This window comes from Stenotrophomonas sp. YJH_SMC_64 (assembly GCF_059371375.1).
This window is the reverse complement of record NZ_JCAFUN010000004.1, coordinates 102,212-127,840: the sequence shown is the minus strand read 5'-3', so window position 1 is coordinate 127,840 and position 25,629 is coordinate 102,212. Positions and strand designations below refer to the sequence as shown.

Below are 25,629 nucleotides of genomic sequence, written 5' to 3'. Positions count from 1 at the left end.
ATCATCATGCAGGCGTGGATCAGCGCGGACCAAGCACCGTCTGCAGGTCGTCGCCCTGCGGCAATCCGGCCCGGCGCTGCACCTGGCCCTGTGCATCCTGGAACAGGATGCCCGGGGTGCCCTGGAACCCCATCTCCAGCATCAACACCTGGTTGGCGTCAAGCTTGCCGGCGATCTCGCGGCTGATGTTCGGCAGCGCTTTGATGCCGCCACGGTCGAACTGGTGTTCGTTCTCCAGCAGCGCCGCGCTCGGATCACGTGCGGAGAGGATGGCTGCGGCCTTGGCCGGACTGTCCTCGCGGATCACACCCACCATGATGTGGCGCAGCTGTACCTTGCCGGCGTCGACCCACGGACGGGCCGCCTCCCAGAACTTGTGGCAATACGGGCAGTTGGCATCGCTGAAGGTATAGACCACGCGGGGCGCGTCGGCCTTGCCATCACGCACCCAGGCGCTGGCTTCGAGCTTGGTCCACATTTTGGCCGACATCGGTGCGGCAACCAGCTTCTCGACCGCTTCGGCAGCCACATCATTACCTTCGGCATCGAACAGGCTGCCCACCAGTACGTGCTTGCCATCGGCCGTGACATAGGCCGCTGCAGGCTGCTGCCCTCCCACCACGCCAGCAAAACCGCGCAGGCCGTCCGGCGCATCGAATTCGGCAACGACCTCGAAGCCGTGCTTCTCGATGCCCTTCAGCACGGCTGGACGGTCGCCCTTGGCGGCAGATGCCGGAGCAGTCGTCGCCGAAGCCGTAGCGGCCTTGCCCGGCGGCGTCTGTGCCTGGCTGCAGGCGGCCAATGCCAGCATGACCGGCAGCAGGAGCACCGCCGGGGCGGTGCGCAGGGAAATCGACAACATGGGAACTCCGTAGTGAGATGCCCGCGCAGGCTACCGCAGCCGGCGCAGTTTGTGTTCAAGGCCGGCCGCAGTCAGTTCGCCCAGGTGCAGTTCACGCAGGCGCCCATCGGCGTCGAAAAAGAGCGTGGAAGGATATGCCTGAACGCCGAGCACGGTGGAAGCAGCAGCGTCATCATCCAGCAGCACGTTGCCCAGCATCAGTCGTTCGCCGGCCAGGAAACCCTGGACCTCATCCAGGGTTTCAGCCTGGTTGAGGAATACGAACTGCACGTCATCATGTGCCTGTTGTGCCGTCGCCAGCACCGGCATCTCACGCCGGCAGGGCCCGCACCATGTGGCCCACAGATTCAGCACCAGCGGCTTGCCGCGGAACTGCTGCAGATCGATACGATCGCCTTGAAGGTCCGCCACCTGCAGCGCCGGCAACGGCATCTGCCGCTCCTGCCATGCCGACAGCAACTGGCCACCAGCGACCCAGAACAACACGCCTACCAGTGCGCTCGTCAGCACCGGTGCACGCAACTGACGCCACGGCCGCAGACGCCATAATCCCCACGACAGCCCGGCCACCAGCACCACCATCAGGTGATAGCCACCATCGGTGACCTGCAGAATGCTCCAGGGCTCCGAACGATAGAGCGCGAAATTCAGCACAACAAAACTGACACGACCACACAGCAGGCCGATCAGCAGCATGTCCAGCACGATGCCTGCTGCCGACGGCAGCGGCATTCCCACTGCCCTGCGCGGCCAAAGACGGGCAACGGTCATGGCCAGCAACGTGCACATCAGGATCAACACCACCGGCATCGGTACCGGTCCAACACTCGACATCAGCCCACCTGTTCAAGTTCCACTGCCTGCATGGTCAAAGCGTCACGCCCAGGTTGCAAGCGCTCGCCCGCCCCATGGTCAGGCCGCACTGCGCCCCAACTGCATTCCGGGGGACGCCTGCAGGCCGCGCAGACTTCCGGCCACCGACGGCATCAACGGTCGCTCCCGCCGCTTGCAGTTGACGTGGCGGCGATAGTTGGCCGGTGTCATGCCCACGATGCGGAGGAACAGTCGCCGGAATGCGCTCTGATCAGCGTAGCCCACCCCCCAGGCCACCTCCTCGATGCCTGCGCCCTGCTGCAGCAGGGTCTGCGCCTTGGCAATGCGCAGCCGTTGGCAGTATTCGATCGGCCGCAGACCGGTCGCTCGGAGGAAGCGCCGCTGCAGGGTGCGCGGTTCCAATCCGGAAACCTCGCAGATTGCGGCCAGAGTGGCTCCTCGTGCGGCAGTGGTATGCAGCCAGCGCTGGGCCTTCAGTACATCGCGGTCACCGTGGGCGAAGTTGGCACTGAAACGCTCAAGATCCTGCTGGATCCCTGCGGGCACGACGATCCCGAGCTGTTGCGCGACCGCGCTCGCCACGCCCTGCCCGTGCAGCCGGTACAGCAAACGCAGCCCGAGGAAACGCCAAGCCTGCGATCCGCCAACCGTCAGCAGATCGCCATCGTCGACCAGCGCCCGCTCACTGGGCACCCAGCTCACCGCCTGCGCCTGCAACCCTGGATGTCGCCCCAGATCGGGGCCGCTGACCGTTCTTCCGGCCAGCAGTCCCGCACGGGCCAGTACACCGACCCCGTCGCTGGCAGCAGCCAGCAGGCTGCCCCCGTCGTAGTGGGCCCGCAACCAGTCCAGCAGGACCTCTTCGGCGCGCAGACAGGCTCCGGGGCTGATCTGGCCGGGAACCGCGATCACCGCGGGAATGGCGGCGTCGAGCATTTCAGCACCCGCGATGCGGTGTACACCGGTCTGGCTGGCGGGAACGATCCAGCGGGTGACAAGCACACGCTTGAAGGGTCGGCGCTGCTGTTGGGCCAGGCGGTTGGCGACGTGGGCCATTTCGGCCAGCACAGAGGCGGCGGAGGGGTCCCCTCCCGGATATTCGACCACCGCAACCTCTACGAATGCTTCGTTCCTGACTCCCTCCACAGACCACCTCCTCGGTTCGTTGCAGGCCATCGAACGGCCGGTTCAGGCGAAGGGTAGGAACAGGCCCATCTGCGGGGCTATGAAGAAAGTTGCAAAGTGGGCTGAATGCGCGCACCGAGCTGAAGCCTTGACTCTCGACCAGACTCCAGGCTTCACAATGGCCGGCAGGATCCGCAGGAAAGCTGCCATGAACATTGGACAACTGGCCCGTCAGGCGGGCGTGCCGATCGATACGGTCCGCTATTACGAACGGCAGCAGCTGCTGCCGACGGCGGCGCGCTCGGCCGGGGGTTACCGCATCTTCGGCGAGCCGGATCTGCGCCGGCTGCGCTTCATCCGCCGCGCCAAGGCACTGGGCTTCAGCCTGGAGGAAATCGGAGAACTGCTCGCGCTCAGTGATCACCACCAGCAGGACATGGGCAGCGTGCGTGACACCGCGCAGGCCCGCCTGCAGGACATCGCACAACGGATGGCCGAACTGCAGCGCATGCACATCGCGCTGTCGCAGCTGGTCGACGCCTGCCCCGGCCATGGCGCGCTGGACCAGTGCCCGATCCTGGCCGCTCTGACCGACGACACCACGGCCGCAGGCGACTGACATCGGCTTCGCAACACGCGTGAAGAAAAGTGCAACAAATGCTTGCCAACCCCCTGGGGCAAGGCTATTATTTCGCTCCTCAGCGACGTGGGGCCATAGCTCAGCTGGGAGAGCGCCTGCATGGCATGCAGGAGGTCAGCGGTTCGATCCCGCTTGGCTCCACCAATCTTTCGGCATTAGGCCGTCGAAAGGTCGCTAAAGAACATTGATGAGAATTGCGTCCCCATCGTCTAGAGGCCTAGGACATCACCCTTTCACGGTGGCGACCGGGGTTCGAATCCCCGTGGGGACGCCACTCATCACGAACAACGAGGACCCGGCCGATAACCGGGTCTTTTTTGTTCACCGCCTACCGGTATTCAGGGTGTGGCGTTGCGGTTCCCCTGCCCTCGTGGCTGCGGTTGAACCGGAACGAAAAAAGTTCAAAAAAGACTTCCACAAACGTGAACACGCAGGTATGATAGGCGGCTCGGTAACACGGGGCCATAGCTCAGCTGGGAGAGCGCCTGCATGGCATGCAGGAGGTCAGCGGTTCGATCCCGCTTGGCTCCACCACTTTCGACATTAGGCCGTCGAAGGTTCTACAACTTGAAGTTTTTCGTGCGTCCCCATCGTCTAGAGGCCTAGGACATCACCCTTTCACGGTGGCGACCGGGGTTCGAATCCCCGTGGGGACGCCAGTTTCAAAACGGACTCTGCTCCCGGCAGATCATCCGGAGTTTCATGGGGCCATAGCTCAGCTGGGAGAGCGCCTGCATGGCATGCAGGAGGTCAGCGGTTCGATCCCGCTTGGCTCCACCACTTCGACATTAGGCCGTCGAAGGATCTACAACTTGAAGTTTTCGTGCGTCCCCATCGTCTAGAGGCCTAGGACATCACCCTTTCACGGTGGCGACCGGGGTTCGAATCCCCGTGGGGACGCCAATTCTTGAAAACCCTGGCTTCGGCCGGGGTTTTTCTTTGCCTGAGATTCCCGGGAAAGCCCTGTCCACGCATGGCGTGGATCTACTGCAGGGCCGGGATGGATCCGGCGGCCGGTTGGCCCAGTAGATCCATGCCACGCATGGATGGCCTCAGCCTGAACACACCTCAGAACCGGCGATACATCCCGATCGATGCAGGTGCGGTGGGTGCGAAACCAAACTGCGCGTACAACCGGTGCGCTTCACCATCGGCCAGAAGGCTGACGTATGCAGACGGCGGCAGGTTCGCCTGCATCCAGCCATCCAGCCGACGCATCACTTCCTTGCCCAGGCCCTGCCCCTGCAGGCGCGGCAGCACGGCGATATCACAGACCTGCAGGTGGCACCCACCATCGCCGACGATGCGGCCCATCGCTACCAGCTCATTGCCCTGGTAGGCGCACACGCCATACAGGGTATTGGGCAGCGCGCGTGCCGCCGCCTCCTGGCTCTTGGCACTGAGGCCCGCCAGCACACGCAGCTGGCAATAGTCTTCGACCGTGGGGACAGCCTCGCGGAACTGGCAGCTGACGGAATCATTCATGCGGTATCTCCCTGTAGGTCGGGCTATCCTGCCGCATCCACGTCGCAACGACTGCGACCCAGGCCTGCAGAGTTCCCATGTGCTATTCCGCCCTGATCCGCGCTGACTACGCCAAGCTGGTCCGCGAGTTCGGTGCCATCCTGTCGCTGGAGGAGTTCGCCGAACTGTACGCGCACGATCCCGGCAAGAAGCGGCCGAAAACCCCCAAGGCCATGGACGACGGCTTTGCCGGCGCGCGCACCGAACAGGGTCGCGACATCGTTGCGAAGATCCAGCAGTGGCATGCGCAGGAACGCCAGAATCTCGAGGCGGAGCTGGCCCGCCAACGCGAGCGCCGCGATATCGCCCACGCGACGCTCGCCACCCGCCCCACCCAGAAGGCACGCAACGACCTGCGCGTGGCCGGCAACCGCATCGAGCGCGCCCAGGCCCGGCTTGAGGACCTGCACCGGGTACAACTACTGCCGCGCGACAACCGCATTTTTCCCGGCACCTACGCGCCGGTGATGGTCAGCGAGAGCGGCCGACGGGTGATCAAGCCGATGCGCTACCAATGCCGGCTGCCGGACAAGCCGGCACGCAACGACGTGCTCTACCCCGGCACCTACAACGCACGACGCGACAGCCTGGAAGGCTATTGGCGCGGCGCGTTCGGCCTTCGCCACGGCGTTGTCGTGGTGCAGGCGTTCTATGAGCACGTACCACGCCACGCGATCGCAGGGCGCGCGCTTGGCGCCAGTGAAAAGGAACAGGATGTGGTGCTGGAGTTTCGCCCCGACCCGCCCCGCGACCTGCTTCTGGCCTGCCTCTGGGCGGAATGGGAGGGACCGGAAGGACGCCTGCTCTCATTCGCCACGATCACCGACACCCCGCCACGCGATGTCGCCGCGGCAGGTCACGATCGCGGCGTGATACCGATCCGCGGGGAGCATCTCGATGCGTGGCTCAACCCCGATCCGGACAACCTGGCCGGGCAGTACAGCATCCTCGACGACCGCGAGGACATCCGTTACCTGTACGAGGAGGCCGGCTGAAGCGCCGTTCTCACGCCGTTGCGCTGGAACGGCCCACCGCACGGCTCAGCGCCCGGGTCAGGTCCGCCGACAGATACGGCTTGACCAGCAGTACTCCGGACAGCATAGACTCGGGCAGCTGCTCAGCCAGCATTCCGGTGGCAAGCACGAACGGTACGCCTCGCGCCGACAATGCTGCCGCCACCGGCTCGCTGGTCTCGTTGCGGGCCAGGCGATAGTCCAGCAGGGCCACATCGGGGACCGAGTCTTCCAGCACGCGCAATGCTTCAGCCACGCTCGCCGCCAACCCGACCACGGTCGCGCCGGCATGCACCAGCTGCATCTGCAGCAAGGCTGCGCTCATCTCGTCGTTCTCGACCACCAGCACCCTCAGGTCCTGCAACACTGTCATCGGCTATGGCTCCTGGAGGCATTCAAGCCGGCGCAGTATAGCCATCGCAGAGCCGATGCCGACAGGAAACGCCTCGATCTGCCTTGCCCCTATGAAAGCCCTGCCCTCCTCGGTTACACTCACACGCTGCCTGCCGGTGTGGCGGAATGGTATACGCAGCTGACTCAAAATCAGCCGGGGGTGACCCCATGAAGGTTCGAGTCCTTTCACCGGCACCACAGCATCAAAGGCCAGGTCCATGACCTGGCCTTTTGCTTTTCAGGCGATGCAGGCCCATATAGCCGCTCCGGTGTCACTGTGTTGACGCAAAACTGCGACCGCTGACAGGGTTGTCGCTAGACGTAGTGCACACTTTTCTTGCCAGCCTCACGTACATCTGCCTATCGTGATCCCGCCGGATCCGGGGGTGGGGGACTGCATGACGTTGCGTGCTGCACTGTTTTTTCTCGTCACGCACGCGCTCGTCATTGCCTTTGTCGGCCCGCAGGACCCGGTCGGCTCCTACCTGATGCTGATCACCGCCCCGCTGCTGGCTGCACTGGCCTGCGTACGGCGTGCACGTGTCAGCCAGGCGGCCTGCCAGTGGCGACTGCTCGGCGCGGCCGTCGGCCTGTTCTCTCTCGCGCTGCTGGCGCTGCTGTACCGCAATGTGGCCGGCCTCGCCCCTGCGCAGATGACCGCCTCAACACTGATCCTGTACGTGTTCTACGGGATCCCCCTGACCTACGTCGCTGCAAGCCCGGGCGGCGGGAACCGCTACATCCGTGCGGTGGACCTCGGGATCATTGCCCTGCTTTGGCTGCTGCACTACCTGCATGCGCGGGCCATGGCGCCGCTGAACACCGCCTTGTGGACGCAGTGCCTGAACACCATGAGCGGCGTGCAGAACAGCCTGGTGTTCTGCTTCGCACTGATCCGTTTCCTGGCCGAGGACGATCCGGACCGCCGCGATTTTTTCCGGACGCTGACGATCTACGCGCTGGGCTACTTCCTGCTGGCCTTCTACATCAATACCTATCAGCCGCAGGTGCCCGACGGCAATTGGGGCGACCTGCTGATCAGTGGACTGTTCGTGCTGCTGGCCATCCTGGCGGGCAGCCATCGTCGCTGCCCGGCAATGGAGGTATCCCGCAGCCTGCGGCGCATCATCGATGCCGGCGTACCACTGATGCTGCCCTTGCTGCTGATGCTGGTGGCGCTTCTGGTCGCGCGCCTGCAGCCGACCCTGGCCACGGTCGGCTTCATCGGCTCCCTGCTCGGCTATGCGCTGCGCAGCGTGCTGAGCCAGGTCGAGATCCAGCGCCAGCGCGATGAACTGGAAACGCTGGCGCGGCGCGATCCGCTGACCGGACTGGGCAACCGGCGCAGCTTCGATGAGTCGCTGGATCGGGCCCACCGCCGCGCGCGCCGCCAGGGCCAGGGCCTGGCGGTACTGATGATCGACATCGACCACTTCAAACGGCTGAACGACACCTACGGCCATCCGGAAGGTGATCGGCGCCTGCGTGCCGTCGCCGGCATCCTCGATGGCTGCCTGCAACGGGGCGACGATCTGCTGGCCCGCTACGGCGGCGAAGAGTTCATCGCCGCCCTGCCCTCGCCCGATGCCACCCACGCCCTGGGCCTGGGCGAACGGCTGCGCGCTTCGGTCGAAGCCGCAGCCCTGCCCGCCCCCGTGGCCACCGTCACCATCAGCATCGGCGTGGCCTGGCAGGCACCCGGCGAAGACGGCGATCCGCGCGGCCTGGTCGAACGCGCCGACCAGGCCCTGTATCGCGCCAAGCATGCCGGTCGCAACTGCGTACGCGGCGACACCGAAACCAAGGAAGAACAGTCCGGTCGCCGCGCCTAGACCGCATGCAGCGCCGCCGCTCCGTGCCGGTGCCCGGCGCCGCCCTGCAAGCGGAAGCTGGCCACCGTCTGCAGCAGCTGCGCCGACTGCTCTTCCATGCTGCGTGCCGCCGCCGACGCCTCCTCGACCAGGGCCGCGTTCTGCTGGGTGCCCTGGTCGATCAGATCGACGGCATGGTTCATCTGCTGGATGTCGTCGCTCTGCTGCTGCGAGGCAGTGCTGATTTCGGTCATCAGGTCGCTCACCCGGCGCACGTTGGTCACGATCTCGTCCATGGTGCGGCCCGCGCTCTCAACCTGCGCCGTACCGGCACCCACATTGGCAACCGACTCATCGATCAGGTGCTTGATCTCCTTCGCCGCGCTGGCCGAACGCTGCGACAGCTCGCGGATCTCGGTGGCAACCACGGCAAATCCACGGCCGTGTTCACCGGCACGCGCCGCCTCCACCGCTGCGTTCAGCGCGAGAATGTTGGTCTGGAAGGCGATGCCGTCGATCACCCCGATGATGTCGACGATGCGCCGCGACGAGGCATTGATCACCGCCATCGTTTCGACCACCTCATGCACCACATTGCCGCCGCGCGCAGCGACATCGGCGGCTCCACCGGCCAGCTGGCTCGCCTGGCGCGCGTTGGTGGCGGTGCGCTGCACGGTCTCGGCCAGGCCCTTCATCGACACCGCAGTTTCCTCGAGCGAAGCCGCCTGCTGCTCGGTGCGCTGCGAGAGGTCGCTGTTGCCCTGTGCGATTTCAGTCGCGCCGACTGCGATGGTGTCCGCGGCGAACTTGATCTGGCCGATGATCGCGGCCATCGCCTCGACCAGCGAATTCACGCCTTCGCACAGTTCGGCGATCGAGCCATTCTTGTCGGCGGTGGCCACGCGCTGGGTCAGATCGCCCTGCTTGGCCGCGGCCACCACCTCGCGGGTCTGCGCCACCGCGCGCTGCATGGCCTGGTTTTCATGCACCTGCGCGGTGATGTCGGTGGCGTACTTGACGACCTTGAACGGCTTGCCATTGAGGTCCAGGATCGGGTTGTAGGACGCCTGGATCCAGATCTCACGCCCGCCTTTGCCAAGACGCCGATACTGGCCGGCGTCATATTCGCCGCGCCCCAGTTTCTCCCAGAACTGGCGATATTCGATGCTGCTGCGATGCTCGGGCTCGACAAACAACGAATGGTGCTGCCCGCGCACTTCGTCCAGGCTGTAGCCGGTGGCGGCCAGGAAATTGTCATTGGCCGACAGGATGCGGCCATCCATGCTGAACTCGATCACCGCCTGCGACTTGGTGATCGCGGCCAGTTGCCCCGCCGAGTCGGCCGCCTGCAGCTTCTGCGCGGTGATGTCGGTCGCGAACTTGACCACCTTGTACGGCCGCCCCTGGCGGTCCAGTACCGGGTTGTACGAGGCCTGGATCCAGATCTCGCGCTGGCCCTTACCGAAGCGGCGGTACTGTCCGGCGTCGTATTCGCCGCGCCCCAAGCGCGCCCAGAAGTCGCGGTATTCGGCGCTGCGCGCCAGCTCGGGGTCGACGAACAGGGAATGATGCTTGCCCTGGATCTCCTCCAGCCGGTAGCCCATCGCCTGCAGGAAATTGTCATTGGCCTGCAGGATGGTGCCGTCGAGCGCGAACTCGATGACGGCCTGCACGCGATGCAGCGCGGCCACCTGCGCTTCCAGCTCGGTGCGGTCGGTCATCGCCTTCTCTGTGCCGGTGCGTTGCTGCGGCGCCAGTACGCCAAGCAGCGCACGCCACGGCGACCAACGGGTGTGCAGCTCGGCCGGCGCCTGCGCGCCTGCCGTGAAGCCTGGAATGAGCATTGTCTGATCCTCGGTGTCCGGTAAGCGGTTGTGACCCGACGGGCGGGATGCCCGGCGGCAACATCAGTTGCCAGGGACTACAGGTGCCAACGGCACCTCTCGAGCGACTGCCAAGAACGTCTGCTGCGGGTGCGATCGGCATCTGGGAGCGGCGGCACACTGCGCGGACCGCCCATCGGGGGCAGCCTGGGGTCCTGCGGCGGGTGACTGGAGCGGGATCCAGAGGGAGTATCGGCGATGCCGTCAGCCGCTTTAGCGGGATTCCGCGACGTCCGTCGCAACTCCGTGCATTGCGGTAGACGATTGCCGTGTACTTCACGCCCTGCTCACGTGCTACAGGCAGTCCGCCGAGGGACTCAGCGAGGGAACGGCTGGACCGGTTCTGCTCGGCCACCGGATAGCGGAACGCAGCACAACGCAGGCGCCCTGAGGCGGCCGACCACACCGCCGCCACGGCTTCGCGACCATAGCCGTGCCCATGCATCATTTCTGCGATCCAGATGCCCAGTTCGGGTTCTGCGTCACGGGCTCGATGCAGGCCTGCCAGGCCAAGGAATACACCGGGGCGTGAACGGCCGGAGGTGCAGCCGCGGACTGTCGATGGTCCAGTCGTCGGACGTCATGTTCTGCATTGCCTGAGCGCTGGGTACAGCATCGCTCAGCAGAAGGATGCAGCTCAAGGCAAAAAGGTTTACATGACCAATGCGGGATTCCGCGGCAGGAGAATATGACCAGCATGAAGGTCCCGCAGGATGCTCATCGACATGGAGATCGCATGTTCCCTCGCTTTGCCAGCCTTCTCTTCCTGGCCGTGTGCAGCAGCAGCGCGCTGGCCAACGACACCGCCTATCGACCCGCCTTCCACCCGGACCAGCTGAAGGGACCGCCCGCAGGGCGCCCGAACGAAGTGCTGGTGCTGGGCAGCCCGCACCTGTCCAGCCTGCCGGAGACCTTCATGCCGGCGATGCTGGAACCTCTGCTGCAGCGCCTGGAAGCCTGGCGGCCCACCGCGATCGCGGTAGAGAACCTGTCCGGCCTGCAGTGTGACTTCATGCGCCGCAATCCGGCCCGATACGCCGAGAGCGTAGCGGACTACTGCGTCGATCCGGCACCGGCGCAGGCCGCCACCGGCCTGGACGTGCCCAGCGCCAACGTGGAGATGGAACGCCTGCTTGCGGATTGGCCGAAGGCGCCAACCGCTGCCCAGCGACGCCGATTGGCCGCAGTGTTCCTGGCTGCGGGCGAGAGCAGCTCGGCAGTCGTCCAATGGCTGCGGCTGCCCAGGGAAGAGCGACGTGCCTCGGACAGCCTGACACCGGAGCTGGTGCAGTTCCTCGACACGCGCATGGCACGCCGCAACGAGGCCGGCCTGGTGGCCGGCGTCCTCGCCGCGCGCCTGGGGCTGGAGCGGCTGTTGGCGGTCGACGACCACACTGCGGATTCGCCTACACCGGAATCGCAGCAGAAGGCCTACGCTGCCGCCATACGCGGTGCCTGGGACAATTCCTTCGCCAAAGCGCGCAGGGCGGCCGATGAACGACTGGAAGCCAATCTTGCTCAACCGGATGGGTTGCTCGCGATGTATCGCGCCTACAACGCACCCGAGGCCGCGATGCTGGCCTTCAACAGCGATTTCGGCGCGACGCTCGTCGAACCCTCGCCGGAAGGCTTCGGCCGCAACTACGTGGGCTACTGGGAAACCCGCAACCTGCGCATGGTCGCCAACATGCGCGACGTGCTCGGCCAGCACCCGGGCACCCGCATGCTGACCATCGTCGGTGCCTCGCACAAGGGCTACTACGAGGCCTACCTCAACCAGATGCACGATGTGCAGCTGGTCAGTGCGGACGCAGTATTGCGTTGACGGGATGGGTGCCGGCCACCCGCCGGCACTATCCTGCAGGGCCCCATCCAGAGGTGCCTGCATGCTCAAGGTCATCGCCGAAGACTTCATCCATCCCGATGCCGTGGACACCGTGCTTCCGCTGTACCGGGAACTGGTCGCCTGCACGCAGCGCGAGCCGCTCTGCCTCGGCTATGAACTGTTCGTGGACCAGAAGGATCCCGGGCACTTCATCTTCATCGAGCAATGGCCTGACCGCGTCGCCCTGGACATCCACTGCGCCAGCGAACATTTCCAGCGGCTGGTGCCGCAGATCAATGCCTTCCAGCGCGCGCCATGCCGGTTCCTGCTGATGGATGCTGCGCCTCTGTAGTGCCGGCATCAACGCGACGGTGATCCCGGCGCCTGTGCCGCCACAGCACCAGGCTGGCCGCCACCGTGCACGCCAGGGTGAGGGCCAGCAGCGCCACCACGCTCGCCTGCAGCACCGGCAACATTGCCTGGGCGAGACGGTCCTCACGCACCTCCTCCAGCCGGAGCCCGGCCGCCAGGGCCAGGCACCAGCCGACCAGGGCCGGGGCGAAGGCACGCACCGCCATCGGGTTGCAGACATTCATGGGATCACCTGTAAGAGAGGAGGTGCGCGGAGTATTTGCGCCCGCCCTCTCACAGGCTGAGATCAGCCCTCGACGACCTCGGAATCATCGCCCGGCAGCTCACTGGCCTCGCCCTGCACCTGCACGTTGTTGCGGCCCATCGCCTTGGCCCGGTAACACTGGGCATCGGCCGCGGCCACCGCCTGGTCCACGCTCATCCCTCCGGCCAGCGGCGCGATGCCGATGCTGGCCCCTACCCGCAACCGGTCCTGGTCCCACGGAATCGACAGCGACGCCAGGGTATGCAGCAGCTCGCCGCCAATGCGCGCTGCACGACGCGGCGTGCAACCGGACAGGATCACAGCGAACTCATCGCCGCCCAGCCGCGCCACCACATCCGAATCGCGCACCCCGTGACGCAGAACACTGGCCACTGCCCAGAGCACCGCATCGCCAGCCAGATGGCCCCAGGTATCGTTGATAGGCTTGAACCGGTCCAGATCGATGTACATCAGCGACGCGGCCTGGCCGGTACGTTCGACACGGGTGATCGCCTGCTGCAGATGCACCTCGAAGCCACGGCGGTTGCTCAGTTCGGTCAGCGGGTCGATCTCGGCCAGATGACGCGCCTCGCGCTGGCGGGCACGCTGCTGGGTATCGTCGCGCAGCACCCAGACCGCGCCTCGCACGTGGCCCTCGTCATCGCGCAACCAGGCGCGGGTCAGGTCCACCGGCACCGTGGCGGCACCCAGGCGCAGCAGCAGGTCGGCATGCAGGTCGACCGCATTGCTGTCCGGATCCAGCAGTACCGACACGTCCAGCACCGAACCCGGCGCGTATTCGGTGGTCAGCGCCAGCACATCCTGCACCTTGTGTCCTGCCAGCGACAACGCGCCATCGCCGGCCAACATGCGTACTGCAGCGGCATTGGCGTAATCGATACGGCCATCGAGGCTGACGCTCAGCACCAGGTCGGCCACGGCATCCAGGGTGATGCGGCTGCGCTGTTCGCTCTCGAACAGCCGCTGCTCGCTGCTGCGCTGGGCGGTGATGTCCTGGATCTGCGACACGAAATGCAACGGCTCGCCATGCTCGTTGCGCACCAGCGAGACCGACAATCGGGCCCAGATGACCTTGCCATCGCGATCGAGATAGCGCTTTTCCAGGTGGTAGTGGCTGCGACGCCCGGCCAGCAGGTCCTGCACCAGGGCCAGGTCGGTCTGCAGGTCATCAGGATGGGTGAGACGCTGGAAATCCACCTGCAGCAGCTCTTCCCGCGGATAGCCGAGGATCCGGCACAGCGCATCGTTGACGTCCAGCCATCGCCCTTCCAGTGACACCAGCGCCATGCCCAGCGCAGCCGAGGTGAACGCACCGGCGAACTTCTCCGCGGACAAGCGCGCTTCGGCCCTCGCCTGCAGGATCTCGGTGATGTCGATGGCCATCCCGACATAGCCGATGCGTACACCGTCGGCACCGTCCATGCGGCTGATCGAGAGGCGTACCTGGCGTGGCTGGCCGTCCTTGCGCAGCAGCGTCCATTGCCGCGAATAGGTCTGGCCATCGGCACGCGCACTGAGTGCCTCGAACACATCTGGCAGTTGGCCATCGGCATCGGCCAGCGGTCGCAGCCAGGCATTCAGTTCCTGCGGATCGTGGAAGGCATCCAGCCGGCGCTGGCCGACCACATCCGCCGCGCTGTAGCCCAGCAGGCGTTGCGCGCCCGTGTTGAACAGGGTGATGGTGCCATCGATATCGGTGGCGATCACCGCCACCTCGTCGGAGGCATCGACCACGGCCTGCAGGCGTTGCCGTGTTTCGGCCGCATCCTGTCGGGCCTGCTGCAGCTCGGTCACGTCGGCATGCGCGCCGGCCATCCACAATGGTTTGCCCTGCGCGTCCCATTCGAAGACGCGGCCACGGTCCTGGATCCATATCCACTGGCCATTCTTGTGGCGCATTCGCAGCAGGCACGCATAGTTGTCGGTGCGCCCCTCGAAATGCTCGTCCAGTGCCGCGTCCGACAGCGCTATGTCATCGGGATGGACCAGCTTCAGGAAGGTCTTCTGGCAGACCGGCTCCAGCTCTTCCAGGCGGTAACCGACAATCTCGGCCCAGCGCGCGTTGACCCGCATCTCGCCGTTCTGCACGTTCCATTCCCAGGTGCCCGCGGCGGTGCCATCGATGATCATCGCCAGCCGCCGACGTTCTTCGGCCAGCGCCTGCAGGCGGCGCTCCAGCAACCCGTTGCCGTTGGTGCCCTGGCCCGCCATCACCGCTGCCCCCGGCCCGCGCAGGCAGGCAGCGGCCGCAGCGCGACGCTGCAGACCTCAACGAAGACGACGGGTCCTGCTGGCGTCATGGCCCTCCCCAGCGACAGCGGGGTGGCCGGACGCCTCCCCTCAAGCGCAAGTGTGCGCAATCACGGGGAAAATCGACAAGTCCCCCGCCACGAATCAAGCGTGACGGGGAACACGGTCCTCAACTACGCTTGGCGCGGGCGAAGGCCTCGGCCAGGGCGTTGTTGGCCGGGGGCGCGGACGCGGCGGGACGGCCACCATTGCCCTGGCCCCGGTTCGGCCCGCGGTTCTGGCCGCCTGCATCCCGGCGCGGACCCTGCCCATGGCCGCGCTCATCACGCTGGCCCGGGCGGCTGGTGGCCTGCCCGGGGGTATCGTCCAGGCGCCGGGTCAGGGCGATGCGCTTGCGCGCCACGTCCACCTCCAGCACCTTCACCTTGACGATATCGCCAGCCTTGACCACGTCACGCGGGTCCTTCACGAAGGTGTCGGACAGCGCCGAAATGTGGATCAGGCCGTCCTGGTGCACGCCGATATCGACGAAGGCACCGAAGGCCGCCACGTTGCTCACCACGCCTTCCAGCACCATGCCCTCGCGCAGGTCCTTGATGTCCTCCACGCCTTCGGCGAAGCGCGCAGCCTTGAACTCCGGACGCGGGTCGCGGCCCGGCTTCTCCAGTTCCTTCAGGATGTCGCGCACGGTCGGCAAGCCGAAGGTGTCATCGGTGAACTGCTCGGCCTTCAGGCCACGCAGGAAGCTGCCATCACCGATCAGCGCCTTGATCGGGCGTGCGGTGCTGGCCACGATGCGCTCGACCACCGGATAGGCTTCGGGGTGCACCGCCGAAGCATCCAGCGGCTGGTCGCCGTCGGCGATGCGCAGGAAGCCGGCGCACTGTTCGAAGGTCTTCTCGCCCAGGCGCGCGACCTTCAGCAGATCCTTGCGGCGCTTGAACGGGCCGTTCTCGTCACGATGGCGCACGATGTTCTCGGCCACCGTGGCCGACAGGCCGGACACCCGCGACAGCAGCGCGGCCGATGCGGTGTTCACGTACACGCCCACGGCGTTCACGCAGTCCTCCACGCGCGCGTCCAGCGCCCGTGCCAGCCGGTACTGGTCCACATCGTGCTGGTACTGGCCGACACCGATCGCCTTGGGTTCGATCTTGACCAGTTCGGCCAGCGGGTCCTGCAGGCGACGCGCGATCGACACCGCGCCACGCAGCGACACGTCCAGCCCCGGGAACTCCTTGGCCGCGAACTCGGAGGCCGAGTACACCGAGGCGCCCGCCTCGCTGACCACGACCTTCTGCAGCTTCGGGTTGGCGGCAGCCTTGATCGCTTCGCCGGCCAGCTTGTCGGTTTCGCGGCTGGCGGTGCCGTTGCCGATCGCGATCAGTTCAACGTTGTGCTTGGCGCACAGTTGCTTGATCGTCTGCACCGACTGGTCCCACTGGCGACGTGGCTCATGCGGGTAGATGGTGTCGGTGGCCACCAGCTTGCCTGTGGCATCGACCACGGCGATCTTGCAGCCGGTGCGGATGCCCGGGTCCAGCCCAAGCACGGTCTTCGGGCCCGCCGGTGCGGCCAGCAGCAGATCCTTCAGGTTGTCGCCGAACACCGCGATGGCCTCAGCCTCGGCCTTCTCGCGGGCCTGGTTGAACAGGTCCAGCAGCAGATGGGTGTGCAGCTTGGCGCGCCAGGTCAGGCGGCAGGCGTCCAGCAGCCAGCGATCGGCGGCGCGGCCCCGGTCGGCGATGCCGGCCCTGCGCGCCACGCGGCCTTCGGCGTACTGGTGGCCGGCCTCGGCATCGCTGCCAGGGTCCAGTTCCAGGAACAGGATCTCTTCGCGGCGCGCGCGGAACAGCGCCAGCAACCGGTGCGAAGGAATCTTCGCCAGAGATTCGGCATGTTCGAAATAGTCGCGGTACTTGGCGCCTTCGGTTTCCTTGCCCTCGGCCACGCGGGCACGGATCACGCCGGTCTCTCCCAGCCAGGTGCGCAGCTCGCCGACCAGCGCGGCGTCCTCGCCCCAGCGCTCCATCAGGATCGCGCGCGCACCTTCCAGCGCGGCCTTGGTGTCGGCCACGCCCTTGTCGGTGTTGACGAAGGCGGCGGCGAAGGCCTGCGGATCCTGCGTGGGGTCGGCCAGCAGTCCATCGGCCAGCGGCTCCAGACCGGCCTCGCGGGCGATCTGGGCGCGGGTACGGCGCTTGGGCTTGTACGGCAGGTACAGATCTTCCAGCCGGCTCTTGGTGTCGGCGGCCAGGATATCGTTGCGCAGCTCGTCGCTGAGCTTGCCCTGCTCGCCGATGCTGGCCAGCACCGCCGCACGGCGCTCCTCCAGCTCGCGCAGGTAGGTCAGCCGGGTTTCCAGGTTGCGCAGCTGGGTGTCGTCCAGGCCCCCGGTCACTTCCTTGCGGTAGCGCGCGATGAACGGAACGCTGGCGCCCTCGTCGAGCAGGCCGACGGCGGCGCGCACCTGGGCGGACTGGGCACCGATCTCGTCGGCGATGGTCTGGGCGATCTGCTGGGCGAGCGCGCTCTGGGCGTTCTTGGCGTCGTGCATTGCTTCAGGTCTGTGCCGCGGTACGGGAAGATCCCATTCTGGCAATCCACGACGGAGCCGGACAAGGCATTGACAGGGGGCGAGGTTCAGCGGCGGGGCCGGAGTGGACGCCGGCATCCTGGCGGAGAGAGGGCTCGGACTGGCCCTGGGCTGGGATGCCGGCGCGGGCGCGCGATGGTGGGCGCGCCCTGCCGCGTGTTGCGAAAGTCAGCGGTAGTGGCGGGCGGCGCGCTGCATGACGATCTCGTCACGCATGCCTTCCAGGGCCATCAGGCGGACCTTGCCGACACCCTGCAGTTCCATGAACCGCTCCGTGTAGAACTCCGGCCCCAGCGCGGTGTCGGCGCGGGATTTGCTGAAGCCGTAGGGCACCACGCCCTTCTCGCCATCCTTGCTACCACCGACATAAAGAACGATTGCCATGTGATGTATTCCTCCAAATTGCTACTGCGTACTGCACTCGATGAACGATGCTGCGAGCTCATCAAGGGAGAGCTTACCGCGTCGAACCTGACTGGAACGTCACGAAGGCTAATGACGATCGGTTGCATGCAGATGACTGCGGGATCGCAGCAGAATGCTTACGGATCTTTAACTTCCGGCTAACGAATCCGTGGGGGATTCCCGCCAACGGCGCAGCCCCTCGTGGGTGGTTTGGTTGTTCGCGGAAAGCTGGTTTCCCGGGGGCTGGCCGGGAGGGTGGGTAGTGCGGGGACGCCGTGAACCCGTCCTTGGGGGCTTGGCCGCGGCATCCATGCCGCGGACACCCCGCCCCACCCACCCTCCCGGCCGCTGACAGGTTCCTGATGCCTGCCTCCCCCCACGGAAAAGAAAAAAGAAGATCAAAAGCAAAAACGGCTTGGCCGGCTGATTTGTTGCTTCCTGTAGAGACCAGCCAAGCCAAGCCATGCCCCGCTCGCGAGCAAGCGCAGCGCGCGACCCGCTTCTGCTGTTCTATTTCTTCTCCGTGGCTGGACGCGCACGGAAACTGTCAGGGGCCGGGCGGGGTGGGTTCGCGGGACCGTTGGCGCCATGGATGGCGCCATCGAGCCCCCAGGGACGGGTTCACGGCGTGTCCCGCGAACCCACCCCGCCCGGCCCAATCGCATGAAACGCATTCCGCGACCACCCACGAGGGGCTGCGCCGTTGGCTGGAAACTACGGCCACCAGCCACGCCCGAACCGGGCGAAATGATCGGCCGCCCGTTCGAACGGATTGCGCGCACTCACCCCGCCGCACAGCAGGTACACCGGCAGGTACAGCGGGCCCAGCACCATGTACTGGTACACGTGCGCCCGTTCGTGATCATCCAGCCGGATCAGCGGCTCCGCGCCCCACCCTGCCTGATGCGCATAGGTGCGGCAGGAAATGCCCAGGTCATGGCCGGTATGCAGGATCACGTTCCCCAGAGTGATCGCCCCACCTGGCCCCCACGGCCAGCGGTCGAACACCAGCGCGCAGTCACGGCCGCTCCACCGCAATGTCGCGCCGCCGAGCATGCCGGCCAGGCCGCCGATCACGCCGAGCAGGGAATTGGGTGACGTCCACACCGCGCCCAGCACCTGCAGCGCGCGCAGCCAGATCGGCCAGGGCGTTGCTCCAGTCTTCAATCGGCCTCGTTGGGGATCAGGAGCCACAGGATCAGGTAGACCAGGATGCCAGGGAAGGCGGCGGAGGCCAGCGAAACCAGCACGTAGAGCACCCGCAGCAGGGTCGCATTCCAGCCGAAGCGATGGGCAATGCCGCCCATCACGCCGGCAATCATGCGGTCGTTCAATGAACGCGACAGCGTTTTGGGCGTGGTGTTCATGGCGGCAGCTCCGGGAAACGGACAAGGCAGTCGAACATGGCTCGACTCTACACTGCCCCCATGTCTACGGCGTGCGGTGGCGCAGGGCCTGCAGGCGTGCGCCGAACCAGGCGGCTGCGGTCTGTTCAGGCTGCCCCGGACACTGGATGCGGTAGGGTTTGCCACTCATGCTGCTCTGGCTGGCAGCGCGCTCGATGAACTGCTCGGCGCTGTCCACCATGCCCTTTTTCAGCAGGTAATCGTACTTGCGCTGCAGGTGCGCGCGCGCGTCGCTGCCGTCGTACCAGCTGCCATTGCGCTGGAAACGGCACTGGGAGCCGTCCAGGCTGGCGATCAGCTGGGCGATCTCCCGGCGTGCATCCGTACTGGGTGCGGCGTGGGCAAGTGGTGCTGTCAGCAGTGCCGCAAGAATCAACAGAATCCGGTACATCATCCCCCCCAAGTCAGTCGAGCATGGCTCGACTCTACAGATCGCGCGCCTTCAACCAGCCATCGATCGTGGCCGGTACTTCGCGCTGCGCGCGGCCGGAAACGTAGATACCAATATGCCCACCACGGAAACTGGACTCGGTGTAGTCGTCCGTGCCCAAACGCCCGCGCATCGCGCGCGAGGCATCCGGTGGCACCAGATGGTCCTGCTCGGCATAGATGTTCAGCACCGGCAGCGTCACCTGCGACAGATCCACCGCTTCCTCGCCGATCCGCACCGTGCCGTTCACCAGCCCGTTGCCCTGATAGAACTGCTTGATGAAATCGCGGAACGCCTCGCCCGCCAGGTCCGGTGAATCGAAGATCCACTTCTCCATGCGCAGGAAATCCTCCAGCGCGGCCTTGTCATCGAGGATGTCGAGCAGGCCGACGTACTTCTGCACGTTCAGGCGGAATGGCTTGAGCATCAGGTAACTGGCATTCATCAGGTCGGCCGGGATGTTGCCCAGCGTGTCGACCAGCAGGTCCACGTCCACCTGCCGCGCCCAATGCGAGAGCATGTTGTCAGCCGTCTGGAAGTCGACCGGGGTGACCATGGTGATCAGCTTGCCCAGCTTCTGCCGGCGCAGCGCGGCGTAGCAGAGTGCGAACACGCCGCCTTGGCAGATACCCAGCAGGTCCACCGGGCCACCACTGCGCGCACGCAGCGCATCGACCGCGCCGTCGATGTAGCGCAGCAGGTAGTCCTCCAGGGTCTGGAAGCGTTCGGACCTATCCGGGTAGCCCCAGTCCAGCACGTACACGTCCTGGCCCAGCGCCAGCAGCTTCTGCACCAGCGAACGGTCGGCCTGCAGGTCGACCATGTACGGCCGGTTGACCAGCGCGTAGACGATCAGCAGCGGCGTGCGCCGGGTCGGTGCCCTTTCGCCGACGAAGCGGTACAGCACCACCTTGCCGTCACGCCAGACTTCCTCGCGCGCGGTCACGCCATAGTCCACGTCTTCCACCTGCGGCAGCAGCTTCAGACCTTCCATCAGCTTGCGCTGCATGGCCAGGGTTTCCTGCATCAGGTCATCGGCGTTGAAGCCCAGCGGTCCTTTCATCGGTCACGCGCCCGAGTGGAAGCGCGAGACGCAGCCTTCTTCGCAGACACCTTCTTTGCAGGCGCCTTCTTCGCGGCTTTGCGCGCGGCCGGCTTCACCTTCGCCGGTGCCGGCTGCGACACCGGATCGACCGCGGCGGTCCCCGCCAGCACCGCCACCTGTGCCTGCAGGCGGCGAAGGCTGCGCTCCAGTTCGGCAATACGGCGATGCGCGGCGTCCATCTCGCTGCGGGTCGGCAGGCCGATACGCTCACTCATCTGTTCCACCTCGCGCTGCAGGCCGGCGCGCAGGCGCATCTGCGCGTTGCCCAGCGAGGCGTACACCTGCTGGAACGGTTCGGACATGGCGACCTTGGCGTAGGCCTCCTCGGCCACTTCGATCCACAGGTCGAACATCGCGCGGGCGCTGGTCAACTGGCTGCCGGGCTGTTCGTGCTCGGCCAGACGCTGCTCGAACAACGCGAAGGCCTCGTCCAACGCCTGCCTGATCTGATCAACGTAGGCGCGCGAATGCTGCTGGTACTCCTCCTGCGCCCGCAGCAGCGCCTGCCAGCGCGCCTGGTGCTCGCGGCCGGGGCCGAACGCCGGGCTCTGCAGCCACGGGCCCGCCTGCAGCTGGAACTGCTGCAGCCATGCGGCGAAGTCGGGCACGGTGGCGCCGGCGTGGGTGCTGCCACGGGCGCCCTGCAGCATCCACTGCAGCATGCCATCGCCCTGCCCCTGCACCGCCTCGCGCCAGGCCTGGGCCACCTCGGCGCTGCTGGCATCGCGGCCGGCGAAACGCGCGGCCACTTCCTGCATGGTGCCGTACCAGCTGCCGGCCTGTTCGCGGAAACGGCGCACGGCATCTTCCGGCGCGCCCTGCCCTTGTTCGGGCAACAGCTGGCCCCACCAGTCGAACAGCCGTTGCCAGCTGCCGGGGTCGCCGCCGGCCGGTGCACCGGGCGTGCTCGCGTGGCGCAGGGCATCGCCCCAGGCACCGAAGTACTGCCGCGCCAGCGTTTCGAAATCGCTGCTGCCGGCGTCGTGGGCCGAGCTGGTCATCGCAGGCCTCCGCAGGGCTGGCTCATGGCTTGGGGATACGCAGGGTCTTGCTGATCATCAGCGACCCGGACAAGGCGAACAACAGCACCATCGGGTGCAGCTGCCACGGGCCGATCTGCCACTGGCCGAACCAGATGTTCTGGCCGATGGCATCGGTACCGGCGGCAATCGCCAGTACGATCACCAGCACCAGGCTGGTCGGGATCGGGGTGCCCTCGAAATACGTGACCTTGCCCTCGTCGCCGGCCAGCGCCTCGGCAGTGACGTTGTAGCGTGCCAGGCGGCTGACACCGCAGCAGACGAAGTAGCTCAGCACCAGCCAGTCCCAGCCGCCCTGCATGCCGCAGGCATAGGCCAGCGCCGCCGGCGCCACGCCGAAGGAGATCACGTCCGACAGCGAGTCCAGCTCGCGGCCCAGGGTGGAACTGGACTTGCGCCAGCGCGCGATGCGCCCGTCGAGCGCGTCGAAGATGAAGGCCAGCGGGATCAACGCCATGCCGAACAGCAGGTAGCCACGCTCGCCGTCCTGCAGGAAGCGCATCGCGGCAAAGACCGCACCGGTGCCGCAGAAAGCATTGGCCAGGGTGAACCAGTCGGCCAGCTGGAATTCGCGCAGCATCGAGAAGTGACGTTTCATGGGGTCTCACGGAGCATCAAGGCCCACAGGTTACCGCGAGCGCCGCCGCTGGCGACAGCGCTGGCAGGCCCCGCCTTCACCGCTCCCTCACCTGCCCTCACCGGCGGTGAATTTTTCGCCACCCATCTTGACAGCCTAGGGGGGTGGCGCCTGTCGCGGCTTATCCACAAAGTTGCCCACGCGTAATCCACACCCCCTGTGGACAACCAGATCTCACCGACTGCGACGCTGGACATTTCCTCATCACCCGGAAGCGGGGTTTCCCTACTTCCCAAGCCACAGGGTCGGCGCTATGGTCACCGGCGGACCCGCCGCCGCCACGTCCGAAACTCTGCAACGGACGATGATGATGCTGGATGCTCCCACCCTGGCCGCACAGCTGCGGCAGCCCCACGGCGAGGCCGCGCTGGCGGTGGCCGACTCGATGAACCACAGCAACGGCGCACTCAACCTGGCCGCAATCGGGCTGCTGGCCGTCGGTGCCGGCGAACGGGTCCTGGAGGTCGGCCCGGGCAATGCGGCCTTCGCGCCACTGATGCTGCAGGCCACCGACAGCCACTATCTGGGCATCGAGCTGTCCACGGCCATGGTCGAGGCCGGCAACCAGCGGCTGGCCGACGCCGGGGTGGCCGAACGTGCGGCGATGCGACACGGCGACGCCCATGCACTGCCGGTCGCCGATGCCGCGATGGATGCCGCGCTGGCGGTCAACACCCTGTACTTCTGGCCGAACCTGGCCCCGGTGCTGGACGAACTGGCGCGGGTGCTGCGCCGGGGCGGCCGCCTGTGCCTGGCCTTCGGCGATGCCAGCTTCATGCGCAGCCTGCCATTCGCCGCCGACTTCCAGCTGCATGAGCTGGACGCGGTGGAGCTGGCGCTGCGGGTATCGGGCTTCCGCGTCTCGGCCTGGCGCAGCCACCGCGAATCCGCAGCCGGCAATGACGGCCAGACCCGAGAAAAGCACTTCCACCTGCTGCTGGCACAGCGGCACTGAAGTGGTAGAGCCGGCCGCTGGCCGGCTGCCCCGGCCATTGCGGATTGCCGGCCAGCGGCCGGCACTACCCAACCTGCACCTGCCGCCAGCGAACAAAGCAGAACACCTGCATCCGCGCCGGATGCGATCCGACCGAGTGGTAGAGCCGGCCGCTGGCCGGCTGCTCCGTCCATTGCGGATTGCCGGCCAGCGGCCGGCACTACCCTGCCTGCACCCGGCCGCCAGCGAACAAAGCAGAACACCTGCATCCGCGCCGGATGCGATCCGACCGAGTGGTAGAGCCGGCCGCTGGCCGGCTGCCCCGGCCATTCCGGATTGCCGGCCAGCGGCCGGCACTACCCAGCCTGCACCGGTCGCCAGCGAGCAAAACAGAACACCCGCATCCGCGGCGGATGCGATCCGACCGAGTGGTAGCGCCGGCCGCTGGCCGGCTGCTCCGGCCATTGCGGATTGCCGGCCAGCGGCCGGCACTACCCGGCCTGCACCGGTCGCCAGCGAGCAAAACAGAACACCCGCATCCGCGCCGGATGCGATCCGTCCGAGTGGTAGAGCCGGCCGCTGGCCGGCTGCTCCGGCCGTTGCGGATTGCCGGCCAGCGGCCGGCACTACCCAGCCTGCACCCGGCCGCCAGCGAGCAAAACAGAACACCTGCATCCGCGCCGGATGCGATCCGACCGAGTGGTAGAGCCGGCCGCTGGCCGGCTGCTCCGGCCATTGCGGATTGCCGGCCAGCGGCCGGCACTACCCAGCCTGCACCCGGCCGCCAGCGAGCAAAACAGAACACCTGCATCCGCGCCGGATGCGATCCGATCGAGTGGTAGAGCCGGCCGCTGGCCGGCTGCTCCGTCCATTGCGGATTGCCGGCCAGCGGCCGGCACTACCCGGCCTGCACGCGGCGCCGCCAATGCGCGAAACAGAACACCTGCATCACCAGCATGGCCAGCAACCCCAGCGGCCATGCCCACCACAGCCCGGCCAGACCGTGCCGGGATTGCAGCCACATCGCCAACGGCAGCTCCAGCAGCAACACGGCAGCCATGCCCAGCAACGCCGGCAACAGCACCGTGCCGCTGCCGCGCATCACTCCGACCAGCACCGCACTGCCTCCCATCGCCAGCACGCCCCACACCACGGTGCGCAACTGCAACGCGGCCAGTTCGCGCACGTCGGTCGCCGCCAGGATCAGGCCGGTCAGCCAGGGCGCCAGCGCCACAACCAGCACCACCACCCCGCTCAGCATCGCCAGTCCAAGCAGCACGCCTGTGCGTGCGATGGCCGGCAGCCGTGCCGTACGCCCCGCGCCCATCGCATGCGCCGCGAGGATGGTGGCAGTGATGCCCAGCGACATCGCCGGCAGCTGCACCCAGCTCATCAACTGGTTGACCGCACCGTAGGCGGCCGTGGCCGTGTAGCCATAGCGGTTGATCCAGCCCAGCAGCACGATTTCGGCAATGGCCAGGCTGAGCATCTGCAACGAAGACGGTATGCCGATGTGCAGCATCGAACGGATCAGCGCTCCATCAAAGCGGATGGCTTGCAGCAACTCATGCCCCGGGGCCAACGGGTGCCCTATGCGCTGCCACCGCCACATCAGCCAGGCCAGGGCCAGCAGCGAGGCGAGCGCCGCCGAGACTGCCGCACTGGCCGCGCCCAGCTGCGGCAGGCCGGCCCAGCCCAGGATCAGCAGCGGCGTGCACAGCAGGCCGACCACCGTGGCCAGCAGCAGCGCATGCAGCGGCGTTTTGGCATCGCCCACCGCACGGCTCACCGCAGTGGCCAGCCACAGCAGGAAGAACGCCGGTGCCGCCAGCAGCAGAACACGGGCATAGACGATGGATTCGCCGAGGATCGGCGCTGGCGTGCCCAGTGCCGCCAGCAGCTGTGGCGCGAAACCGCCGCCCACCGCCATCACAAGCACTGACAACAGCAGAATCAGTGCCACCGCACTGCCGGCGACCGCGCGAGCCTGTTGCGGCCGGCCCGCGCCCCAGGCCTGGCCGATCAGCACCATCGCACCGGTGGCCAGACCCATTACCAGGGCCAGCAGCAGGAAGAAGACAGGGAAGAACGCAGCGGCGGCGGCCACCGCCTGCGTACCCAGCAGATGGCCGAGGTAGACGTTGTCCAGCGTGCCTGCAGCCAGCTGCAATGCGTTGGTCAGCAGCATCGGCAGGAGCAGGGTCAGATAGGTGCGCCAGAGGGGCGGCGCGACCGGGGGGATGGGATGTGCGGGGGTGTCCATGGGGTTCTCTGGGCAA

23 protein-coding genes, 7 tRNA genes and 1 pseudogene are annotated in these 25,629 nt (G+C 66.6%); 13 read left to right on the top strand and 18 right to left on the bottom strand.

Annotated features, from left to right (window positions below):
• Nucleotides 1-19 precede the first annotated feature (19 nt).
• The 3 genes from dsbG to AC5P9L_RS05405 all read right to left on the bottom strand — a co-directional run bounded on the left by dsbG (nucleotide 20) and on the right by AC5P9L_RS05405 (nucleotide 2,842).
• Entirely contained in the window at nucleotides 20-862 is an 843-nt protein-coding gene (gene dsbG, locus AC5P9L_RS05415) for a thiol:disulfide interchange protein DsbG (RefSeq protein WP_005410070.1), read from the bottom strand.
• 30 nt (nucleotides 863-892) lie between these two features.
• Complete coding sequence (locus AC5P9L_RS05410; RefSeq protein ID WP_043034672.1) at nucleotides 893-1,696, bottom strand: TlpA disulfide reductase family protein; 804 nt, start codon at nucleotides 1,694-1,696, stop codon at nucleotides 893-895.
• A gap of 78 nt (nucleotides 1,697-1,774) precedes the next feature.
• Nucleotides 1,775-2,842 (bottom strand): GlxA family transcriptional regulator, encoded by a 1,068-nt coding sequence (locus AC5P9L_RS05405; RefSeq protein ID WP_005410072.1) that lies wholly within the window; start codon nucleotides 2,840-2,842, stop codon nucleotides 1,775-1,777.
• Nucleotides 2,843-3,029: 187 nt separating this feature from the next.
• On the opposite strand from AC5P9L_RS05405, the gene AC5P9L_RS05400 reads away from it, so the two are divergent.
• From AC5P9L_RS05400 to AC5P9L_RS05370, 7 genes are all read left to right on the top strand, one after another.
• The gene (locus AC5P9L_RS05400; protein ID WP_005410073.1) at nucleotides 3,030-3,440 is read left to right on the top strand and encodes a heavy metal-responsive transcriptional regulator; all 411 of its coding nucleotides are present in this window, start codon (nucleotides 3,030-3,032) and stop codon (nucleotides 3,438-3,440) included.
• 89 nt (nucleotides 3,441-3,529) lie between these two features.
• Nucleotides 3,530-3,605: transfer RNA gene (locus tag AC5P9L_RS05395), tRNA-Ala, on the top strand.
• Nucleotides 3,606-3,659: 54 nt separating this feature from the next.
• Nucleotides 3,660-3,735, top strand: a tRNA-Glu gene (locus tag AC5P9L_RS05390).
• A gap of 184 nt (nucleotides 3,736-3,919) precedes the next feature.
• A tRNA-Ala gene (locus tag AC5P9L_RS05385) sits at nucleotides 3,920-3,995 on the top strand.
• 49 nt (nucleotides 3,996-4,044) lie between these two features.
• Nucleotides 4,045-4,120, top strand: a tRNA-Glu gene (locus AC5P9L_RS05380).
• Between the two features lie 45 nt (nucleotides 4,121-4,165).
• Nucleotides 4,166-4,241, top strand: a tRNA-Ala gene (locus tag AC5P9L_RS05375).
• A gap of 47 nt (nucleotides 4,242-4,288) precedes the next feature.
• Nucleotides 4,289-4,364 (top strand) — tRNA-Glu (locus AC5P9L_RS05370).
• A 165-nt stretch (nucleotides 4,365-4,529) separates the two neighbouring features.
• Here AC5P9L_RS05370 and AC5P9L_RS05365 read toward each other — a convergent pair.
• Complete coding sequence (locus tag AC5P9L_RS05365) at nucleotides 4,530-4,946, bottom strand: GNAT family N-acetyltransferase (protein ID WP_005410074.1); 417 nt, start codon at nucleotides 4,944-4,946, stop codon at nucleotides 4,530-4,532.
• Between the two features lie 77 nt (nucleotides 4,947-5,023).
• On the opposite strand from AC5P9L_RS05365, the gene AC5P9L_RS05360 reads away from it, so the two are divergent.
• Nucleotides 5,024-5,980, top strand: coding sequence for an SOS response-associated peptidase (locus AC5P9L_RS05360; protein ID WP_262101604.1), 957 nt, complete (start codon nucleotides 5,024-5,026; stop codon nucleotides 5,978-5,980).
• 10 nt (nucleotides 5,981-5,990) lie between these two features.
• On the opposite strand, the gene AC5P9L_RS05355 is transcribed toward AC5P9L_RS05360, so the two are convergent.
• Nucleotides 5,991-6,371, bottom strand: a complete 381-nt coding sequence (locus tag AC5P9L_RS05355) for a response regulator (RefSeq protein ID WP_005410076.1) — start codon at nucleotides 6,369-6,371, stop codon at nucleotides 5,991-5,993.
• 132 nt (nucleotides 6,372-6,503) lie between these two features.
• Here AC5P9L_RS05355 and AC5P9L_RS05350 point away from each other — a divergent pair.
• Together AC5P9L_RS05350 and AC5P9L_RS05345 are read left to right on the top strand one after the other, a co-directional pair.
• A tRNA-Leu gene (locus tag AC5P9L_RS05350) sits at nucleotides 6,504-6,589 on the top strand.
• Between the two features lie 200 nt (nucleotides 6,590-6,789).
• Complete coding sequence (locus AC5P9L_RS05345) at nucleotides 6,790-8,223, top strand: GGDEF domain-containing protein (protein ID WP_262101603.1); 1,434 nt, start codon at nucleotides 6,790-6,792, stop codon at nucleotides 8,221-8,223.
• Here the strand turns inward: AC5P9L_RS05345 and AC5P9L_RS05340 are convergent.
• Entirely contained in the window at nucleotides 8,220-10,046 is a 1,827-nt protein-coding gene (locus tag AC5P9L_RS05340) for a methyl-accepting chemotaxis protein (RefSeq protein WP_099527693.1), read from the bottom strand. The two genes, AC5P9L_RS05345 and AC5P9L_RS05340, sit on opposite strands and share 4 nt — an antisense overlap.
• A 406-nt stretch (nucleotides 10,047-10,452) precedes the next feature.
• A pseudogene (locus AC5P9L_RS05335) lies at nucleotides 10,453-10,548 on the bottom strand (GNAT family N-acetyltransferase); the annotation flags it as partial.
• A 273-nt stretch (nucleotides 10,549-10,821) separates the two neighbouring features.
• Between AC5P9L_RS05335 and AC5P9L_RS05330 the strand changes: the two are divergent.
• Both AC5P9L_RS05330 and AC5P9L_RS05325 read left to right on the top strand, forming a co-directional pair.
• On the top strand, nucleotides 10,822-11,910 hold the full coding sequence (locus tag AC5P9L_RS05330) for a DUF5694 domain-containing protein (protein WP_262101602.1): 1,089 nt from the start codon (nucleotides 10,822-10,824) through the stop codon (nucleotides 11,908-11,910).
• Nucleotides 11,911-11,971: 61 nt separating this feature from the next.
• Nucleotides 11,972-12,262, top strand: a complete 291-nt coding sequence (locus AC5P9L_RS05325) for a putative quinol monooxygenase (protein ID WP_012480608.1) — start codon at nucleotides 11,972-11,974, stop codon at nucleotides 12,260-12,262.
• Here the strand turns inward: AC5P9L_RS05325 and AC5P9L_RS05320 are convergent.
• From AC5P9L_RS05320 to AC5P9L_RS05275, 10 genes are all read right to left on the bottom strand, one after another.
• Nucleotides 12,204-12,506 (bottom strand): hypothetical protein, encoded by a 303-nt coding sequence (locus AC5P9L_RS05320; protein ID WP_012480609.1) that lies wholly within the window; start codon nucleotides 12,504-12,506, stop codon nucleotides 12,204-12,206. The two genes, AC5P9L_RS05325 and AC5P9L_RS05320, sit on opposite strands and share 59 nt — an antisense overlap.
• Before the next feature lie 62 nt (nucleotides 12,507-12,568).
• The gene (locus tag AC5P9L_RS05315; RefSeq protein WP_005410083.1) at nucleotides 12,569-14,758 is read right to left on the bottom strand and encodes a PAS domain S-box protein; all 2,190 of its coding nucleotides are present in this window, start codon (nucleotides 14,756-14,758) and stop codon (nucleotides 12,569-12,571) included.
• 208 nt (nucleotides 14,759-14,966) lie between these two features.
• Nucleotides 14,967-17,354, bottom strand: coding sequence for a Tex family protein (locus AC5P9L_RS05310; RefSeq protein WP_180872643.1), 2,388 nt, complete (start codon nucleotides 17,352-17,354; stop codon nucleotides 14,967-14,969).
• 207 nt (nucleotides 17,355-17,561) lie between these two features.
• A complete protein-coding gene (locus AC5P9L_RS05305) occupies nucleotides 17,562-17,777 on the bottom strand; it encodes a hypothetical protein (protein WP_005410085.1) in 216 nt (71 codons plus the stop codon).
• Between the two features lie 735 nt (nucleotides 17,778-18,512).
• Nucleotides 18,513-18,965 (bottom strand): hypothetical protein, encoded by a 453-nt coding sequence (locus tag AC5P9L_RS05300; RefSeq protein ID WP_043034666.1) that lies wholly within the window; start codon nucleotides 18,963-18,965, stop codon nucleotides 18,513-18,515.
• On the bottom strand, nucleotides 18,962-19,165 hold the full coding sequence (locus tag AC5P9L_RS05295) for a PspC domain-containing protein (protein WP_099480093.1): 204 nt from the start codon (nucleotides 19,163-19,165) through the stop codon (nucleotides 18,962-18,964). The genes AC5P9L_RS05300 and AC5P9L_RS05295 overlap by 4 nt, the downstream gene beginning before the upstream one ends.
• 64 nt (nucleotides 19,166-19,229) lie before the next feature.
• Nucleotides 19,230-19,598, bottom strand: coding sequence for a YfeK family protein (locus tag AC5P9L_RS05290; protein WP_005413813.1), 369 nt, complete (start codon nucleotides 19,596-19,598; stop codon nucleotides 19,230-19,232).
• Nucleotides 19,599-19,629: 31 nt separating this feature from the next.
• The gene (locus AC5P9L_RS05285; protein WP_060380858.1) at nucleotides 19,630-20,697 is read right to left on the bottom strand and encodes a class III poly(R)-hydroxyalkanoic acid synthase subunit PhaC; all 1,068 of its coding nucleotides are present in this window, start codon (nucleotides 20,695-20,697) and stop codon (nucleotides 19,630-19,632) included.
• Complete coding sequence (gene phaE / locus AC5P9L_RS05280; protein ID WP_279915974.1) at nucleotides 20,694-21,740, bottom strand: class III poly(R)-hydroxyalkanoic acid synthase subunit PhaE; 1,047 nt, start codon at nucleotides 21,738-21,740, stop codon at nucleotides 20,694-20,696. The genes AC5P9L_RS05285 and phaE overlap by 4 nt, the downstream gene beginning before the upstream one ends.
• A gap of 22 nt (nucleotides 21,741-21,762) precedes the next feature.
• A complete protein-coding gene (locus AC5P9L_RS05275; RefSeq protein WP_014647547.1) occupies nucleotides 21,763-22,377 on the bottom strand; it encodes a CDP-alcohol phosphatidyltransferase family protein in 615 nt (204 codons plus the stop codon).
• Between the two features lie 343 nt (nucleotides 22,378-22,720).
• Between AC5P9L_RS05275 and AC5P9L_RS05270 the strand changes: the two genes are divergently transcribed.
• Nucleotides 22,721-23,371: a class I SAM-dependent methyltransferase gene (locus AC5P9L_RS05270; RefSeq protein ID WP_308678795.1), complete on the top strand. Its 651-nt coding sequence runs from the start codon at nucleotides 22,721-22,723 to the stop codon at nucleotides 23,369-23,371.
• 877 nt (nucleotides 23,372-24,248) lie between these two features.
• Here the strand turns inward: AC5P9L_RS05270 and AC5P9L_RS05265 are convergent.
• The gene (locus AC5P9L_RS05265) at nucleotides 24,249-25,613 is read right to left on the bottom strand and encodes an MATE family efflux transporter (RefSeq protein ID WP_197596896.1); all 1,365 of its coding nucleotides are present in this window, start codon (nucleotides 25,611-25,613) and stop codon (nucleotides 24,249-24,251) included.
• Nucleotides 25,614-25,629: the final 16 nt, after the last annotated feature.

Bases quoted from the DNA above. Each gene is read 5' to 3' on its own strand.
- AC5P9L_RS05330 (WP_262101602.1), top strand. From the start codon at position 10,822: ATGTTCCCTCGCTTTGCCAGCCTTCTCTTCCTGGCCGTGTGCAGCAGC.
- AC5P9L_RS05265 (WP_197596896.1), bottom strand. From the start codon at position 25,613: ATGGACACCCCCGCACATCCCATCCCCCCGGTCGCGCCGCCCCTCTGG.
- AC5P9L_RS05345 (WP_262101603.1), top strand. From the start codon at position 6,790: ATGACGTTGCGTGCTGCACTGTTTTTTCTCGTCACGCACGCGCTCGTC.
- AC5P9L_RS05305 (WP_005410085.1), bottom strand. From the start codon at position 17,777: ATGGCAATCGTTCTTTATGTCGGTGGTAGCAAGGATGGCGAGAAGGGC.
- AC5P9L_RS05325 (WP_012480608.1), top strand. From the start codon at position 11,972: ATGCTCAAGGTCATCGCCGAAGACTTCATCCATCCCGATGCCGTGGAC.
- AC5P9L_RS05355 (WP_005410076.1), bottom strand. From the start codon at position 6,371: ATGACAGTGTTGCAGGACCTGAGGGTGCTGGTGGTCGAGAACGACGAG.
- AC5P9L_RS05310 (WP_180872643.1), bottom strand. From the start codon at position 17,354: ATGCACGACGCCAAGAACGCCCAGAGCGCGCTCGCCCAGCAGATCGCC.
- AC5P9L_RS05340 (WP_099527693.1), bottom strand. From the start codon at position 10,046: ATGCTCATTCCAGGCTTCACGGCAGGCGCGCAGGCGCCGGCCGAGCTG.
- AC5P9L_RS05275 (WP_014647547.1), bottom strand. From the start codon at position 22,377: ATGAAACGTCACTTCTCGATGCTGCGCGAATTCCAGCTGGCCGACTGG.
- AC5P9L_RS05400 (WP_005410073.1), top strand. From the start codon at position 3,030: ATGAACATTGGACAACTGGCCCGTCAGGCGGGCGTGCCGATCGATACG.
- AC5P9L_RS05410 (WP_043034672.1), bottom strand. From the start codon at position 1,696: ATGTCGAGTGTTGGACCGGTACCGATGCCGGTGGTGTTGATCCTGATG.
- AC5P9L_RS05360 (WP_262101604.1), top strand. From the start codon at position 5,024: ATGTGCTATTCCGCCCTGATCCGCGCTGACTACGCCAAGCTGGTCCGC.
- AC5P9L_RS05285 (WP_060380858.1), bottom strand. From the start codon at position 20,697: ATGAAAGGACCGCTGGGCTTCAACGCCGATGACCTGATGCAGGAAACC.
- AC5P9L_RS05320 (WP_012480609.1), bottom strand. From the start codon at position 12,506: ATGAATGTCTGCAACCCGATGGCGGTGCGTGCCTTCGCCCCGGCCCTG.
- AC5P9L_RS05365 (WP_005410074.1), bottom strand. From the start codon at position 4,946: ATGAATGATTCCGTCAGCTGCCAGTTCCGCGAGGCTGTCCCCACGGTC.
- AC5P9L_RS05295 (WP_099480093.1), bottom strand. From the start codon at position 19,165: ATGAACACCACGCCCAAAACGCTGTCGCGTTCATTGAACGACCGCATG.
- dsbG (WP_005410070.1), bottom strand. From the start codon at position 862: ATGTTGTCGATTTCCCTGCGCACCGCCCCGGCGGTGCTCCTGCTGCCG.
- AC5P9L_RS05315 (WP_005410083.1), bottom strand. From the start codon at position 14,758: ATGGCGGGCCAGGGCACCAACGGCAACGGGTTGCTGGAGCGCCGCCTG.
- AC5P9L_RS05290 (WP_005413813.1), bottom strand. From the start codon at position 19,598: ATGATGTACCGGATTCTGTTGATTCTTGCGGCACTGCTGACAGCACCA.
- phaE (WP_279915974.1), bottom strand. From the start codon at position 21,740: ATGACCAGCTCGGCCCACGACGCCGGCAGCAGCGATTTCGAAACGCTG.
- AC5P9L_RS05270 (WP_308678795.1), top strand. From the start codon at position 22,721: ATGATGATGCTGGATGCTCCCACCCTGGCCGCACAGCTGCGGCAGCCC.